The organism is Microbacterium halophytorum (assembly GCF_002970975.1).
GTDB lineage: Bacteria > Actinomycetota > Actinomycetes > Actinomycetales > Microbacteriaceae > Microbacterium > Microbacterium halophytorum.
In genome coordinates, this window is sequence record NZ_PNFA01000008.1 from 107,094 (window position 1) to 123,187 (window position 16,094).

Annotated in this window: 14 protein-coding genes; 2 read left to right on the plus strand and 12 right to left on the minus strand. The window is 70.9% G+C overall.

The features are described from left to right. Positions 1–68: 68 nt before the first annotated feature. A complete protein-coding gene (locus C0010_RS09865) occupies positions 69–1,523 on the plus strand; it encodes an O-antigen ligase family protein (RefSeq protein ID WP_105566907.1) in 1,455 nt (484 codons plus the stop codon). Continuing rightward, positions 1,520–2,827: an O-antigen ligase family protein gene (locus C0010_RS09870; protein ID WP_105566908.1), complete on the plus strand. Its 1,308-nt coding sequence runs from the start codon at positions 1,520–1,522 to the stop codon at positions 2,825–2,827. The genes C0010_RS09865 and C0010_RS09870 overlap by 4 nt, the downstream gene beginning before the upstream one ends. Positions 2,828–2,872: 45 nt before the next feature. Here C0010_RS09870 and C0010_RS09875 read toward each other — a convergent pair whose 3' ends face one another. The 12 genes from C0010_RS09875 to C0010_RS09935 all read right to left on the minus strand — a co-directional run bounded on the left by C0010_RS09875 (position 2,873) and on the right by C0010_RS09935 (position 16,093). Then, on the minus strand, positions 2,873–3,775 hold the full coding sequence (locus tag C0010_RS09875) for an ABC transporter substrate-binding protein (protein ID WP_105566909.1): 903 nt from the start codon (positions 3,773–3,775) through the stop codon (positions 2,873–2,875). A gap of 72 nt (positions 3,776–3,847) precedes the next feature. Continuing rightward, a complete protein-coding gene (locus C0010_RS09880) occupies positions 3,848–4,537 on the minus strand; it encodes an ABC transporter permease (RefSeq protein WP_105566997.1) in 690 nt (229 codons plus the stop codon). After that, positions 4,537–5,199: an ABC transporter permease gene (locus C0010_RS09885; RefSeq protein ID WP_105566910.1), complete on the minus strand. Its 663-nt coding sequence runs from the start codon at positions 5,197–5,199 to the stop codon at positions 4,537–4,539. Before C0010_RS09885 ends, C0010_RS09880 begins: the two co-directional genes overlap by 1 nt. After that, the gene (locus C0010_RS09890) at positions 5,196–6,014 is read right to left on the minus strand and encodes an ABC transporter ATP-binding protein (RefSeq protein WP_105566911.1); all 819 of its coding nucleotides are present in this window, start codon (positions 6,012–6,014) and stop codon (positions 5,196–5,198) included. Before C0010_RS09890 ends, C0010_RS09885 begins: the two co-directional genes overlap by 4 nt. 51 nt (positions 6,015–6,065) lie before the next feature. Next, a complete protein-coding gene (locus C0010_RS09895; RefSeq protein ID WP_105566912.1) occupies positions 6,066–7,001 on the minus strand; it encodes a 4-(cytidine 5'-diphospho)-2-C-methyl-D-erythritol kinase in 936 nt (311 codons plus the stop codon). A gap of 53 nt (positions 7,002–7,054) precedes the next feature. Further along, the gene (gene rsmA, locus C0010_RS09900) at positions 7,055–7,900 is read right to left on the minus strand and encodes a 16S rRNA (adenine(1518)-N(6)/adenine(1519)-N(6))-dimethyltransferase RsmA (protein WP_105566913.1); all 846 of its coding nucleotides are present in this window, start codon (positions 7,898–7,900) and stop codon (positions 7,055–7,057) included. An 89-nt stretch (positions 7,901–7,989) separates the two neighbouring features. Then, entirely contained in the window at positions 7,990–9,462 is a 1,473-nt protein-coding gene (locus C0010_RS09905; protein WP_105566914.1) for an alanine/glycine:cation symporter family protein, read from the minus strand. A 231-nt stretch (positions 9,463–9,693) separates the two neighbouring features. Then, on the minus strand, positions 9,694–10,158 hold the full coding sequence (locus tag C0010_RS09910) for a hypothetical protein (RefSeq protein ID WP_105566915.1): 465 nt from the start codon (positions 10,156–10,158) through the stop codon (positions 9,694–9,696). A 694-nt stretch (positions 10,159–10,852) separates the two neighbouring features. Then, a complete protein-coding gene (locus C0010_RS09920; protein ID WP_105566917.1) occupies positions 10,853–13,360 on the minus strand; it encodes a DEAD/DEAH box helicase in 2,508 nt (835 codons plus the stop codon). A 37-nt stretch (positions 13,361–13,397) separates the two neighbouring features. Continuing rightward, a complete protein-coding gene (locus C0010_RS09925; protein WP_105566918.1) occupies positions 13,398–13,733 on the minus strand; it encodes a peptidase in 336 nt (111 codons plus the stop codon). Continuing rightward, a complete protein-coding gene (locus C0010_RS09930) occupies positions 13,730–15,004 on the minus strand; it encodes an inorganic phosphate transporter (RefSeq protein ID WP_105566919.1) in 1,275 nt (424 codons plus the stop codon). Before C0010_RS09930 ends, C0010_RS09925 begins: the two co-directional genes overlap by 4 nt. Before the next feature lie 180 nt (positions 15,005–15,184). Next, positions 15,185–16,093: a TatD family hydrolase gene (locus tag C0010_RS09935; protein WP_105566920.1), complete on the minus strand. Its 909-nt coding sequence runs from the start codon at positions 16,091–16,093 to the stop codon at positions 15,185–15,187. Position 16,094 lies beyond the last annotated feature (1 nt).

The following is a 16,094-nucleotide window of genomic DNA, read 5'->3' on the forward strand; positions in this document are numbered from 1 at the left end:
AGGCCCGCCCGCGCGCCGAATGCGTCGCTCGCCGCCGCACAGGATGTGCGCGATACGCTGAATGCACGATGGCCCAGCTGACCCGTCACCAGATCGCACCGGTACCGACCGCCCCGGCCCGCGAGGCCACCGGCCGCATCGCGCTCAGGGCGTTCTGCGTGCTGCTGTTCTTCTCGGCGCTCGCGCACACCGCGCTGTGGAACCTCCTGGGCGCTGGCGCTTCCGTCGGCGTCCTCGTCGCGCTCGGCGCAGCGACCGTCGCGACCTGGGTGCCGCTGCTGGTCCGCTCGGGCGACCGCGCCGAGGGGCGCGTGCACGTCGCCCCCCTGGCCTGGCGACGACTGCCGTGGGCGACGCTCGCGTACGTGGCGCTCGCCGGCGCGTCCGTCGTGTGGTCGCAATGGCCGAGCGCGACCCTCCAGACCTGGGGGCTCCTCGTAGGCACGACGCTGCCGGCGCTCTTCGTCGCCCACGTGCTGACGTGGCCGGAGCTGCTGCGCACTCTGGAGCTGGCGCTGAAATGGGTGGTCGGCCTCTCGATCCTGTTCGAGCTGTGGGCCGCGCTCGTCGTCGACGGCCCGATCGCGCCCAGCTTCGTCGACGTGCCGGCAGGCACCGACCCGCAGATCTACTGGACGCGGGGCGAGCTGTTCGACCTCGACACGCGCGTGCAGGGCATCGTCGGCAACGCGAACGTCCTCGCCATCATCTCCGTCCTCGCGATCATCGTGATCGGGGCCCGGATGGCGGCGCGCCGGCGCAGGCGGGGGCTGCAGATCGCGTGGCTCGTCGTCGCCGCGCTGCTCTACCTCCGCGCGGGCTCGGCGACCGGCTACGTCGCGCTCGTCGTCGTCGTCGTCGTGCTGGCCGCCGCCCTGCTCATGCGCCGCCTGCGCAGCCGATCCGGGCGCTCGCTCGTGTACGCGGCGTTCGCCGCGGCCGTCGCCGCCGCGCTCGTGGCCGTCTTCGCATTCTGGGATCAGGTCACCGACATCCTCGGCCGCAGCGACGGGCTCTCCGGCCGCGACCAGATCTGGGCGACCGTGCTGCAGCGGGCCGTCGAGCACCCTGTGCTCGGCAACGGGTTCGCGACCCCGTGGCCGCCGTGGCACCCCGCGTTCGACGGCTGGATCGTCGACCACGACCTGAGCGTGTTCCACGCGCACGACATGTGGCTCGACGTCTTCCTCCAGCTGGGCGCGGTCGGCGTCGCCCTCATCGTCGTCGTGTTCGCGGCCGCCGCCTGGCGGGCATGGTTCTTCGCCGTCGATCGCCCGCGCTGGGATCTCGTCGCCGACCGGCCGTTCTCGTCGCTCTCGCTCGTCCCGCTCCTCGTGCTCGCGGTGCTGCTCACGCAGGGCCTGACCGAGTCGGGTCCGCTCATGCTGTGGGGGTGGATGCTGATGGTGGCGCTGACCTTCCGGATCAAGCTCGCCCCCGTCATCGGCGTGGGTGCCGCTGAGTCGCCGCGCGGCGCTCCCTCGTACGCGGCCGAACAGGCGGCGGGCGCACCGCGGCCATGATCCGGCCGCTGCGCGAACAGTTCGTCGGCCTGCTCGGCTCGGCGGACTTCGCGCGCGTCTACACGATCGCGTCGCTCGGCACGGCGCTCGGCGGCTTCGCAATCCGGTACCTCGCGTCCGCGTGGACGCTGTACGCGATGATCGGCGGCCTCACGGTGATCGGCGCCGGAATGCTCTGGGTCAGGCGGCGCGAGCTGACGCTGATCGGCTTCGCGCCGACGATGCTCCTCGGCTTCGTCGTGTGGGCCCTCGTCAGCATCGCGTGGGCGTTCGACCACTGGGAATCGTTCGCGAGCTGGGTCGAGCTCTCGGCGTACACGTTCATCGCGGTGGCGATCGCGCAGGTGCGCGACACGGCGCAGATCGTGCGCGCCCTGGGCGACGTGCTGCGCGCGCTCCTGCTCGCGTCGATCGGCGTCGAGGTCGTCGTCGGCATCCTCCTCGACACCGAGTTCGGGCAGCTCGCGATCGCCGGGAACATCGCGTACGGCGGGCCGATCCAGGGCGTCTTCGGCACGCGGAACCTGCTCGCGTTCGCCGCCATGATCGCGCTCGTGACGTTCTACGTCGAGTGGCGGCTCAAGGCCGTCTCGGGCGGCACCGCCCTCGGCTCCGTGATCCTCGCCGGGGTCGTCGCGACGCTCACGAACTCCCCGACTGCCGTCGTGTTGGCCGTCGCGCTCGCGGCGACGCTGGCGGCTCTGCTCCTCGTGAAGCGGGTGCGGCCGGAGCGCCGCCTCGACGTGCACCGCGGCCTCGGCGTCGGCGTCGTCGCGCTGGTCGCGGCGGCGTACCTGTTCCGCGGCCCGCTCTTCGAAGCGATCGACAGGGCGACGGCGTTCTCGAACCGCGCCGACCTGTGGAGCGAGGTGCTGCGCTGGGTGCAGCGCCGCCCCATCCAGGGCTGGGGCTGGTACGGCGATTGGCGCGAGGAGCCGTTCCCGTTCCGCACGATCAACTTCCTGACGGGCTCGACGCACTCCTCGGCTCTGAACGCCTACCTCGACGTGACGCTGCAGCTCGGCGCCGTCGGCCTCATCCTCTTCGTCGGCATGAGTGCGCTCGCGCTGGCGCGCGGCTGGGTGCTCGCCGTCGAGCGCCGCTCCCCCGTCTTCCTCTGGACGCCGCTCATGCTGGTCGCCCTGCTCGTGACCTCGCTGGCCGAATCGTTCACCCTCGCCGGCCCCGCGTGGCTGCTCTTCGTCTTGTGCATCGTGACGGCGGGCAAGGCCCGCTCGTGGCGCACGCTCGTGCTCGACCGGCCCGACCTGCCGGAGCCGCTCCCGCCGGACGATCGCACGTAGCGGGCCCTGACGACCCCGCGCGACCGGGCCCCGAGGCGGGAGCCGTCAGAGCCCCTGCTCGGCCAGCCACTCCTCGGCGATCTGCTCCGGCTGCTGCGCGTCGGCCGTGTTGGCGACGTTCATCGCCACGAGCTCCTCCGCCGTGAGCGCCGCGCTGACGGGGTCGAGCACATCCGCCACATCGCCCTCGACGTCGGCCGACACGATCGGCACGACGTTCGACGAGAGGAAGAGGCCGTCGGTGTCCTCCAGCGGCACCAGGTCCTCCGTCTCGATCCGCGGATCGGCCGTGAACACGTTCCCGACCTGGATCTGCCCCGCCAGCAGCGCCTCGACCGTCGTGTCGCCCGTCGCCTCGAAGCCGAGGTCGAGCCCGTAGACGTCCTTCGCCCCGATCGGGCCGTAAGGGCGCTCCTCGAGCTCCGGGGGCCCGCCCAGCGTCACGTCGCCCTCGACGCCCGCGAGGTCGCCGATCGAGGTGAGGCCGTTCTCCTCCGCGAACGCCCGCGTGACGGTGTAGGAGTCCTGATCGGTCGCCGGGGCGTACTCGAGCGCGACGAGCGATTCCGGCAGCGCGTCGTCGAGCGCCGCGGCGACGTCGTCGGGCGTGCGGGCCTCGGTGCCCTCGTCGAAGAACTGCAGCAGGTTGCCCGTGTATTCGGGGAACACGTCGATCTCGCCGCTCTCGAGCGACGGCATGTAGGCGTCGCGCTGGCCGATGCTGAACTGCCTCTCGACCGTCAGCCCCGCGTTCTCGAGCGCCTGGGCGTAGACCTCGGCGATGATCTCGTTCGACGCGTACGCCTGCGAGCCGACGACGATCGCCTCGCCCGACGCCGCGCCGCCGTCGGCGGGCTCCTCGGCGAGCGGGTCGCTCGAACCGCAGGCCGAGAGGGTCAGTGTGAGCGCCGCGGCGCCCGTGATGGCAAAGAGCTTCGTGGTCTTCATCGTTCGTGCCTCATCGTCTCTCGTGCGTTTCGTCGTGCGTCTTCGAACATTCGGCCGTCCCCCGGTGCAACGCTACGCCGCGCCGACGACATTCCCCACCGGGACGCCCCTGGGCCGCGCCGCGCGCTGCAGCAGCGCGAAGAGCCCGTCGAGCGCGAGCGCGAGCACCGCCACGACGAGCGCCCCGCCGAGCACCTGCGCGTAGTCGCGCAGCTGGATGCCCTGCAGGATGTCGTAGCCCAGCCCGCCCAGGTTCACGTAGGCGGCGAGCGTCACGGTCGCGACGACCTGCAGCGCCGCCGAGCGGATGCCGCCGACCAGCAGGGGCAGGCCGAGCGGCACCTCGATGCGCCACAGCACCTGCCACTGCGTCATCCCGACGGCGCGCCCGGCGTCGATCGTCGCCCTGTCGATCGCCTCGAACCCGGCGTACGCTCCTGCGAGGATCGACGGGATCGCGAGCAGCACGAACGCCGTGACCGCCGCGGCGGCGACGTTCAGCACGCCCATGATCAGCACGAGCAGCAGGATGAGGCCGAACGACGGGATCGCGCGGGCCGCTCCCGAGAGGGCGACGGCGACCTCGCGGCCGCGCCCGGTGTGGCCGATCGCCCAGCCGGCCGGCACCGCGACGGCCGCGGCGAGGAGCACCGACACTGCGGTGTAGAACAGGTGCTGCCCGACGGCCGCAGGCAGCGGATGGCTGCCGGCGAGGCGATCGGGCGAGAACAGCCACGCGATGGCGTCGGAGAGGAGGTCCATCAGGCCGCCCTCCCCCGCGTGCGCGCCCGCTCGAGCCGCGCCCACGGCATCAGGGCGCGCCCCGCGAGCGCCAGCAGCACGTCGACGATGAGCGCGACGAGGGCGACGGCGACGACGCCCGCGAGGATCTCCTCGACGAGGCGGCGCTGGAAGCCGTTCGTGAACAGGTAGCCGAGGTTCGTGACGCCGATGAGGATGCCGACGGTCGCGAGCGAGATCGTGCTCACCGCGGCGACCCTGAGGCCCGCGAGGATGACGGGGCCCGCCAGCGGCAGCTCGACGGCGAAGACGCGGCGCAGCGGGCCGTACCCCATCGCGACGGCGGCCCGGCGCACGTCGTCGTCGACCGAGTCGAATCCGTCGGCGGACGAGCGCACGAGCAGGGCGACGGCGTAGATCGTCAGCGCGAGCATCAGGTTCGCGGCGCTCAGCGCGCTGATGCCGAAGACGACGGGGAGCAGCGGCAGCAGCGCGAGCGAGGGCAGGGTGTACAGCAGCCCCGTGACGGTCAGGACGAGCCCGCGCACGCGGCGGAAGCGATGGGCGACCCAGCCGAGCGGCAGCGCGATCACGAGACCGGCGGCGATCGGCGGGACCGACTGCGCGAGGTGCTCGAGCGTCAGCGAACCGATCAGGTCGAGGTTGTCGAGCGTCCAGCTCACGCGCCGCCCCTCAGGACGCCCTGCACCCGACCGGAGCCGTCGACCACGGCGGTGCCGTGCGGCGTTTCGCGCAGCGTCATCTCACGCCGCCCGCCCGCGAGCCCGACGAAATCGCGCACGAAGTCGTCGGCGGGCTCCTCGAGGATCTCGTCGCGCGTGCCCCGCTGCACGATGCGGCCCTCCTTCGCGAGGATCACGATCTCGTCGCCGAGGGCGAAGGCCTCGTCGATGTCGTGCGTGACGAACACGATCGTCTTGCCGAGCTCGCTCTGCAGGCGCAGGAGCTCGCGCTGCAGCTCGCCGCGCACCACGGGGTCGACGGCGCCGAACGGCTCGTCCATCAGCAGGATGTTCGGATCGCTCGCGAGCGCCCTGGCGACGCCGACGCGCTGCTGCTGGCCGCCCGAGAGCTGCGACGGGTACCGCTTCGCGAGCTCCTCGTCGAGCCCCACCGTCGCCATCAGATCGAGGGCCCGCTCCCGCGCCGCGGCCCTCGGCGCCCCCGAGAGCACCGGAACCGTCGCGATGTTGTCGATCACCCGCACGTGCGGCAGCAGGCCCGAGCTCTGCATGACGTAGCCGATCGACCGACGCAGCCCGACGGCGTCGCGGTCGCGCACGTCGTCGCCGTCGATCAGGACCTGCCCGGATGTCGGCTCGACCATCCGGTTCACCATGCGCAGCAGCGTCGTCTTGCCCGAACCGGACGACCCGACGAGCACGACGGTGCGGTGCGACGGCACCGTGAGGCTGACGTCGCCGACGGCGACGGTGCCGTCCGGATACTCCTTGCGGACGGAGCGGAACTCGATCACGGGGCCTCCCCGGGTCTCGGATGCGTTCGGGCGCCTTGCTGGACTTGGACCCTAGCCGACGATGCGGGCGCCGGGGACGGGCCCGTGCGCGAGCAGGGCGTCGGTGCCGGATGTCACGAGCGTCTGCTGCAGCTCGGCGGCGGCCTCCGCTGACTCGCACAGGAACGCGAGCGTGGGGCCGGAGCCGGAGACGATGCCGGCGAGCGCACCAGACGATTCTCCGAGCTCGAGGACCTCGGAGAGGTCGGGGCGCAGGCGCAGCGTCGCCGCCTGCAGGTCGTTGCTGAGCGCCGCCGCGAGCATGCGCGCGTCGCCCTGCCGCAGTGCGTGCAGGACGTCGGCCTCGACCCCCGGCACGTCCCGGCCGTGGCCGATCTCGGCGCCGTGCTCCTCGCGGTGGCGGTCGAGCATGGCGTAGGCCTCCGGTGTCGAGACCCCGACGGGGTTCGCGGCGAGCACCCAGTCGAACCGGCCGTGCGCCAGGGCGGGGTTGAGGTTGTCGCCCCTCCCCGTTCCGACGGCCGTTCCGCCCAGGAGGGCGAACGGCACGTCGGCGCCGAGGCGGGCCGCCAGCGCGTGCAGGTCGCCCGAGGTGAGCCCCGTGCCCCACAGCGCGTCGCAGGCGACGAGCGCCGCCGCCGCGTCCGCGGACCCGCCGCCCATGCCGCCGGAGACCGGGACGTCCTTCGCGATGTCGAGCCGCACGCCGCCGTGGTAGCCGGTCTCGGCCGCGAGCAGCTTCGCGGCGGCGAGCGCGAGGTTGCGGTCGTCCTTCGGCACCCCGATGAGCGGGACGGTGCCGGTGATCGATCCGATCACGAAATCGTCGTCGTGCGTCGCCGTGACGTCCTCGTACAGCGAGACGGCCTGGAACGCCGTCGCGAGATCGTGATAGCCGTCGGGCATCAGCCGCCCGACCTCGAGGTACACGTTGATCTTGCCGGGCGCCCGCACGCGAACGCTGGGGAACGGCTCGGCGAGGCTCATGCCCTCACTCTACTGACCCCGTCCCGGTCCCGCCGGAACGTGTCGCGGGTCTCCTACTCGGCGGCGAGGGCGATGCGGTGGAAGTCGGCGACCGTGAGCTGCTCTCCCCGCGCCGTCGGGGCGACGCCCGCGCGCTCGAGCACCTCCGTGGCCCCCGCTGCCGACGTGCCCCAGACGCCCGCCAGCGCCTGGCGGAGCATCTTGCGGCGCTGCTGGAACGCCGCGTCGATCACCTGGAAGGTCGCGAGCCGCTCGGCTTCGCTCCCCCGCGGCTCCTCGGCGCGCTCGAAACCGACGAGCACGCTGTCGACGTTCGGCACCGGCCAGAACACCTGGCGCGAGACGTGGCCCGCGAGGCGCCAGCGCCCGTACCAGGCGGCCTTCGCGCTCGGGGCGCCGTAGACCTTGCTGCCGGGGTCGGCCGCGAGGCGCTCGCCGACCTCGGCCTGCACCATGACGACGCCGCGCTCGAGCGCGGCGAACGTCTCCATGAAGTGCAGCAGCACGGGCACCGAGACGTTGTACGGCAGGTTCGCGACGAGCACGCGCGGGTCGCCCGGCAGCTCCGTCACGCGGAGCGCGTCGGATGCGACGACCGTCAGAGCCCCGTCCGGAACGCCGTGCGCACTCGCCGTCGCCGGCAGCTCCGCCGCGAGCCTGCGGTCGATCTCGACGGCCGTGACGGACGCGCCGGTCTCGAGGATCGCGAGCGTCAGCGAGCCGAGGCCGGGCCCGACCTCGACGACGCGGTCGTCGTCCGTGACGCCGGCGGCGTGCACGATCCTGCGCACCGTGTTGGCGTCGACGACGAAGTTCTGGCCCAGCTTCTTCGTCGGCGTGACGTCGAGCCCGGCGGCGAGGGTGCGGATCTCGGCGGCCCCGAGCAGCGTCACTGTCATCGGGCCATTATCCCCTGCGCCGGCTCACAGCCGCCTCCGGCGAGCGCTCAGGCCCGGGCCGCCGTCGAGCCGCTGCCGGCGCGCCGGGCTCAGCGCCGGCCCTGCGTCGGCAGGGGACCCGTCACGCTGAACTCGTCGTGCCAGCACTCGATGCCGTCGACGCCGGGCAGGCGGTCGCGCGTGAACACCGGGTCCCTGCCCTCCCTGCGCTGCTGCAGGTAGTCGCGCAGCAGTGCGAAGACGAGGCCGGACAGCAGCGCCAGCGCGATCAGGTTCGTGATCGCCATGAAGCCCATCGCGGCGTCCGCGAAGTTCCAGACGACGCCGGCCGAGAGCACCGAGCCGATCAGGACCGCCGCGACGACGAGCGTCCGGTACGCGACGAGCACCCAGCGCTTGGTCGAGATGAACTCGATCGATGCCTCGCCGTAGTAGTAGTTGCCGATGATTGAGCTGAACGCGAGCAGGAAGATGATCACGGTGAGGGCCGTGAGGGACCAGTCGCCCAGCGTACTGCTGAGCGCCTGCTGCGTGAGGTCGATTCCGACGGCGCCGCCGGCGAGGTCGGGGGCGCCGGTCAGGATGATGAAGGCCGTGATCGAGCAGACGAGGAACGTGTCGAAGTAGACGCCGAGCGACTGCACCAGGCCCTGCTTGACGGGGTGGGTGACGGCGGCGCTCGCCCCCGCGTTCGGCGCGGACCCGAGGCCCGCCTCGTTCGAGAACATGCCGCGCTTGATGCCGGTCAGAACGATGTAGCCGAACGTCGCGCCGACCACCTCGTTGAACCCGAACGCCTGCGTGAAGATCGACGCCACGGCCGCGGGGATCTGCTCCCACGACACCGCGACGACCGCGAGCCCGAGCAGCAGGTACGCCAGCGCCATCGCGGGCACGAGCGTCTGGCTCACGGAGGCGATGCGGCGCACCCCGCCGAAGACGACGAGGGCCGTCAGCGCCGCGACGACGATGCCCGTGATCCAGGGCAGCCAGGCCAGGACGTCCGGGCCGGCGAACGACGAGAACACGCCGGACACGGAGGCCGAGATCGTGTTCGCCTGCAGGGAGCTGAACGCGAAGGGGAAGCAGATGATGAGGATGACGGCGAACCACACGCCCATCCAACGCGCCTTGAGCCCGCGCTGCATGTAGTAGGCGGGGCCGCCGCGGAAACCGTCGGGCCCCCGCACCTTGAACAGCTGCGCGAGCGCCGACTCGGCGAAGGCCGACGCGGCACCGATGAACGCCATCAGCCACATCCAGAACACCGCGCCCGCGCCGCCGACGGCGATCGCCGTGGCGACGCCCGCGATGTTGCCCGTGCCGACGCGAGAGGCCGCCGAGATGGTGAAGGCCTGGAAGGCCGAGACCGACTGCCGCTCACCCGCCTCGTCGCGGGGAGTGCGGTCCGTGAGCGTGCGGAACATCTCGGGGATCATCCGGAACTGCACGACGCCCGACCGGATGGTCAGGTAGAGCCCGAGGGCGATCACGACCGGGAGCACGACCCAGGTCCAGAACAGGTCGCCGTTCGCGGCGAGCCAATCGGCAGCGTTATCCATCGGGCAATTATCACCCCGCGCCCGCGCTCGCCGCCACAGCGACCCGGGCGACACCCGCGCGTGGGAGCGGCTTCAGAGTCTCCCGACCCAGGTCACCTCGACGACCGCTTCGCCCTGCGTGCGGGCCCCGGCGAGCCCTCACTGCCGCAGCCGTCTCGTCCGGCTGATCGCATTCGCACGTGCGGATGGGGTCTGGACCCGCCGATCTCGAACCGCGGCCACGGCGCGAGGTCAGACCGAACGACGCGCATCCGCCTCCTGCAACGCAGCCAATGCGGCGTCCGCGACGTTGACCTGCAGTGTCGGAACGAGTCCACCGCTGTCTGCGCGCCCTGAGACGTCGTGCGCGTATGTCTCGATCGCAAACCGCGGTGTCACCCAGTATTCAGAGTGATCGTCGCCACGCTCCTGAAACACCGCGGCCCCCAACAGACCTGATATCACGTCTGCCAGTTCGTCATGTGCTTCGATCAGCCGCGTCGAGTCGGGGTAGGTCGCGAACCAGCTGAAAGCACATACGCGGCCCTCGTACAGATTGATCGCCACTGGAGAGATCACGATGCCCTCACTAGAGCCGTCTGTCCACCGATCGGCAGCGCTGCTCAGCAAGGCATCCGCCTCATCTGGCAAAGTGGGCCACGTGGAAAGCAGGAGACGCTCGATTCGTTGCCGGGAGAATGAGTCCAGAGACGCCATCGGGTATCCTTCCGTGCTCTCAGATTCGTCCGTCGAGACGATCACGAAGATGTCGAGCGCGCCGCCGTGGCCTGTTCAGCAGTCCGCGGGAACCACAATCTGATCGACGGTATCGGTGCTGACGATGCGCGACTGATCCGCTCGCGCCGCGAAGCACCCGTATGGGTCATCGATGAGCATGAGAAGGGACCAACGCCCCGGGATGTGACTTCCCTGGCAGTGATAATCCAGGAACCTCGCGTTGTACGGTTGCGCCTTCAACAGGTACACGCCTCGATTTGTGCACGTCTGCTTGGTCTTGAAATTGTCCCCCTATCCAGTCCACGTGTCTGCGGAAGCGCTTGGGGAAATTCCGAAAGTCAGGATCGCGACAGCCAGTGCAATGAAAGTCGCATACCGGAGGCGTACAGTATTCAATGCTCTCTCCCCACTCATATCTCGAAACAAGGCCCATACTTGGCGCCTTCCTGCATGCTAGGGCCCGATGGGGTTGCGCGTCTGTAGGCCAAACGGGGGACAATATACACAACACCCTGGGCCTCCGAGCACGGTGCGCAAGCGGCGAGGATTCAGATCGGCGCCTCGGCGAATTCCGAGGGGCGAGGACGTGAACGTGTCGCAGCACGCGAAGCGACCGAAGAAGGCATGACTCGGTGCCTGCCGGCATTGCGAGGCCAGTAGGAGACGTCGTGCTTCACAGCCTCCCGGCCCAGGTCACCTCGACGACCGCTTCGCCCTGCGCGTCCGACTCGAGGAGGTCGACGGTGGCGCGGATGCGCCAGTCGTGATCGCCCGCCGGGTCGTCGATGACCTGCTCGACCTTCCACACGCCCCGCTCCGACGCATCGATGCGGCACAGGGCCGGCGAGCGGGCCGGGCCGCCCGTGAGCATCTCGTCGTGATCGCCGTAGTAGGCGTCGAGAACGGCCGGCCAGCCGACATCCGGGTCGAGCTGCTCGAGTTCGGCGTCGCGCTCGGCCGCGGCCAGCTGAATGCGGCGGAACATCTCGTTGCGCACCAGCACCGTGAACGCTCGCGTGTTCGCCACGAGCGACGGCGGCGCCGGCGGCAGCGCGTCGGGCTCGCCCGGAAGCGCATCGGTGCCGGCGGCGAGCGCCTCCCACTCGTCGACGAGGCTCGAGTCGACCTGACGGACGAGTTCGCCGAGCCACTCGACGATGTCTTCGAGCTCGGCGGTGCGGGCGTCCTCCGGAACCGTCTGCCGGATCGCGCGATATGCGTCCGAGAGGTAGCGCAGCACGAGGCCCTCGCTGCGGCCCAGCTGGTAGTGGTTGACGAACTCGGCGAAACTCATCGCGCGCTCGAACATGTCGCGCACGACCGACTTCGGCTTCAGCTCGAAGTCGCGCACCCACGGTTGGCTCGACGCGAAGACAGAGTAGGCCTGCTCGAGTAGCTCGGCGAGCGGCTTCGGCCAGGTGATCTCCTCGAGCGCCTCCATCCGGTCGTTGTACTCGAGGCCGTCGCGCTTCATCTCCGCCACGGCCTCGCCGCGCGCCTTGTACTGCTGCTGTGCGAGGATCTGCCGCGGGTCGTCGAGCGTCGACTCGATCACGCTGACGACGTCGAGCGCGTAGTGCCCGCTGCCGGCGGCGCCCGCGGCATCCTCGGGGTCGAGCAGGTCGATCGCCGCGAGCGCGAACGGCGACAGCGGCTGGTTCAGCGCGAAGTTCGCCTGCAGGTCGACCACGAGCCGGATGTCGGAGCCTGCGACCTCGACGACACCGGCGTCGCGGAGCGTGCGGAACAGGGCCAGCGCCCGGCGCGCGAGGGCGTATCGCTCCGCGCGCGGCTGGTGGTTGTCGGAGACGAGCGAGCGCACATTGCCGAACACGTCGCCGCCGCGGGCGATGACGTTGATCAGCATCGCCGAGGTGACCTGCATCTGCGGGCGCAGCGCCTCGGGCTCGGCACCCCGGATCTTCTCGAACGTCTCCTCGCTCCAGGAGACGAAGCCCTCCGGCGCCCTCTTGCGCTGCACCTTCTTGCGCTTCTTGGGGTCGTCGCCCGCCCTGCGCAGCGCCTGCGCGTTCTCGATGTCGTGCTCGGGTGCGAGCGCGATCACGTTGCCGTAGGGGTCGTAGCCGGCCCGGCCGGCGCGCCCGGCGATCTGGTGGAATTCGCGGGCGCTGAGCCGCCGCATCCGCTGCCCGTCGAACTTGCTCATGGCGGTGATCAGCACCGTCCGGATGGGCACGTTGATGCCGACGCCGAGGGTGTCGGTTCCACAGATAACCCGCAGGAGGCCGCGCTGTGCGAGCGTCTCGACGAGGCGGCGGTAGCGGGGCAGCATGCCGGCGTGGTGCACGCCGATGCCGCTGCGGACGAGGCGCGAGAGCGTCTTGCCGAACGCCGTCGTGAAGCGGAAGTCGCCGATCGCGGCGGCGATCTCGTCGCGCTGTTCGCGCGTGGTGATCTTCGCGCTCGTCAGCGCCTGGGCGCGCTCCATGGCGGCGGCCTGCGAGAAGTGCACGATGTAGACGGGCACCTCGGTCTCGTCGATCAGGCGCTGCACGACGTCGTGCGCCGGGTGCGTCTCGTACGAGAAGTGCAGGGGTACGGGTCGCTCGGCGCCCGCGACCAGCGTCGTCTCACGCCCCGTGCGGCGGGTGAGGTCCTCCTCGATCGCGGTCGTGTCGCCGAGCGTCGCCGACATCAGCAGGAACTGCGCCTGCGGCAGGAGCAGCAGCGGAACCTGCCACGCCCAGCCTCGCTCGCGGTCGCCGTAGAAGTGGAACTCGTCCATCACGACCATGTCGACGTCGGCGCCCGAGCCCTCGCGGAGCGCGATGTTCGCGAGGATCTCGGCCGTGCAGCAGATGATCGGGGCGTCGGCGTTGACCGACGAATCGCCCGTGATCATGCCCACGTTGTCGGCCCCGAAGATGTCGACGAGCGCGAAGAACTTCTCGCTCACGAGCGCCTTGATCGGCGCCGTGTAGTAGCTGACGCCGTCGCGCGCCAGGCTCACGGCGTGCGCGCCGATCGCGACGAGCGATTTGCCCGTGCCGGTCGGGGTGGCGAGGATGACGTTGTTGCCGGAGACGAGCTCGATCGCCGCCTCGTCCTGCGCCGGGTACAGCGTCGTGCCGCCGTCGGCGGCCCACGACGCGAACGCGTCGTACACCTCGTCGGGGTCGGAGCCTGCGGAGTCGATCCGGTCGATCAGTGAGGTGGCCATCCGGTCCAGTCTCTCATCCGGACGGGCTCGCCTCGGCTCAGTGCCCCTCGCCGAACACGATGAGGAGGAGCCCGGCGAGAACAGCGAGGCCGCACATCGCGAAGCTCGCATACGAGCCGACGAGCGCCGCCCGCTTCTGCGCCTCGGTGAGGGGGTTCTTCTTCGCGGCCTTCGCGGCGGCCTTCTCGTCCTTCCGGCGCTGCTTCTCGGTCGTGACCGCGATCGCGTCCTCGAATTCGGCGGGTGCGACGACGGGGATCCGGCCGCTCGCAGCGCGCAGGCGCAGGCCGAGCGCGTAGAAGCCGACGAGCAGCCCGGCCGCCGCCAGCGCGACGACGAAGACCAGCCCGAACGCGGCCCAGTCGATGCTCATCGCTCGCCCTTCCTCTGCTTCTCGGCCTCTCGGGCCCTCTTCGCCGCTTTCCGCTCCGCCTTCTCGGCGGCGCGACGCTCGGCGATCCGCTGCGCCCGGCGCGTCGGCGGAGGGTTCTCCTCGAGCTCGACGGCCGTGCCCGACTCGCTCACGGCGCTCATGGCGTTCTTCGACGTCACGGCGTCGCGCCGCGAACGCAGGAACAGCCCCAGGATGATCGCGACGGCGAGCACGGCGTCGACGACGACGCCGACCGTCCCGAGCCAGACCACGACGAGCGCGCAGGCGGCGCCGACGGCGCCGGCCGCGGGGAGCGTGACGACCCATCCGGCGAAGATGCGCCCGACCGTGCGCCAGCGGACCGTCGACCCCCGCCGGCCGAGGCCGGAGCCGATGACGGAGCCGGAGGCGACCTGCGTCGTCGACAGGGCGAAGCCGACCGCGCTCGAGGCGAGGATGGTCGCGGCCGTCGACGCCTCGGCGGAGAAGCCCTGCGCCGGCTTGACGTCGGTCAGGCCCTTGCCGAGCGTCCGGATGATGCGCCAGCCGCCGATGTACGTGCCGAGCGCGATCGCGCTGGCTGCCGCGAAGATGACCCACAGCGGCGGCTCGTGGTGGTCGGGCGACTGCCAGCCCACCGCGATCAGCGCGAGCGTGATGATGCCCATCGTCTTCTGCGCATCGTTCGTGCCGTGCGAGAGCGCGACGAGCGATGACGTGAAGATCTGGCCGATGCGGAAGCCGCTGCGACCGTCCGGCTTGCCGTCGTAGCGGCGGGTGAGCACGTAGGCGAGCTTCGTGACGAGGTACGCGATGACCCCGGCGGTGATCGGTGCGATGAGCGCGGGCAGGATGACCTTGCTCATGACGACGGGGAAGTCGACGCCGCTCGCGCCGACGCCCACGAGAGTCGCACCGATCAGGCCGCCGAACAGGGCGTGCGACGAGCTCGACGGGAGGCCGAGCAGCCACGTCAGCATGTTCCAGCTGACGGCGCCGATGAGCCCGGCGAAGATCAGCTGCGGGAACAGCTCGGACGAGATCTGGTCCTCGTGGATGATGCCGCCCGAGACCGTCTTGGCCACCTCTGTCGAGAGGAATGCGCCGCCGAGGTTGAGCAGCGCGGCGAGGGTGACGGCCGTCTTGGGCTTCAGCGCGCCCGTCGCGATGGGCGTCGCCATCGCATTGGCCGTGTCGTGGAAGCCGTTCGTGAAGTCGAAGAAGAGCGCCAGCGCGATGACCAGCAGCACGATGAGCGAAGCGGTTTCCACCGGCCGCCTTCCTGAAGGATGAATTGCGCGTGCGCGCGAGCAACCGGGTGAGAGTTCACCTGAAGTTCAGCACCCGGCAACCGAACCGTTCAAATCCTGTCACCCGTGGCGCGGGCACGCAAACGCCGGGCCTGGGCGTTCCCGAGGAGCCGCCTGCATGCCGCCGCCGGAATATGCGCGTCAGGCGAAGTCGCCGTAGACCTCGCGGGTGTTGCGCGCGACCTGGTCGCACAGCTCGTCGAGATCGCAGCCGAGCTCGGCCGCGATGAACCGCATCGTGAGCGGCACGAGGTACGGCGCGTTCGGGCGGCCGCGGTACGGCACGGGCGTCAGGAACGGCGCGTCGGTCTCGACGAGGATGCGCTCGCGCGGCGTGACCGCGATGGCGTCGCGCAGGTTCTGCGCGTTCTTGAACGTGATGTTGCCGGCGAACGAGAGCCAGTACCCCTGCTCGGCGGCCTCGAGCGCCATGGCCTCGTCACCGGAGAAGCAGTGGAACACCGTCCGCTCCGGTGCCCCCTCGCGCACGAGGGTGTCGAGGACCTCGCGGTGCGCGTCGCGGTCGTGGATCTGCATCGCGATCCCGTGCTCCTTCGCGAGCGCGATGTGCGCCTCGAAGGATCGGTACTGCGCGGGCCGCCCCTCCTCCCCCGTGCGGAAGAAGTCGAGGCCGGTCTCGCCGATCGCCCGCACCCGCTCGCGCCCGGCGAGCGAGGCGATCTCGGCGATCGCGTCGTCGAGCTCGCCCCGCTCGGCGTACGCGGGCGCGTCGTTGGGGTGGATCGCCACGGCGGCGAGGACGCGCGGGTCGCGGTCGGCGGCGTCCGCGGCCCAGCGCGACGATTCGATGTCTCCCGACGCCTGCACGACGCCCGCGATGCCGACCGTCGCCGCCCGGTCGAGCTGTTCGGCGAGCGTGAGCGGGTCGTCGCCGTCGACGATGTCGAGGTGGCAGTGGTTGTCGTACACCGGAACCGCGAGCGGCTCCGGCGGCTCGGGGTACGAGAGGTCCTTACGACCCTTCGACGAACGCTTCTCGACGTACGTGTCGCGGGCGCTGTCCCCCGCCTCCGCGTTGCCCGCAGCCACG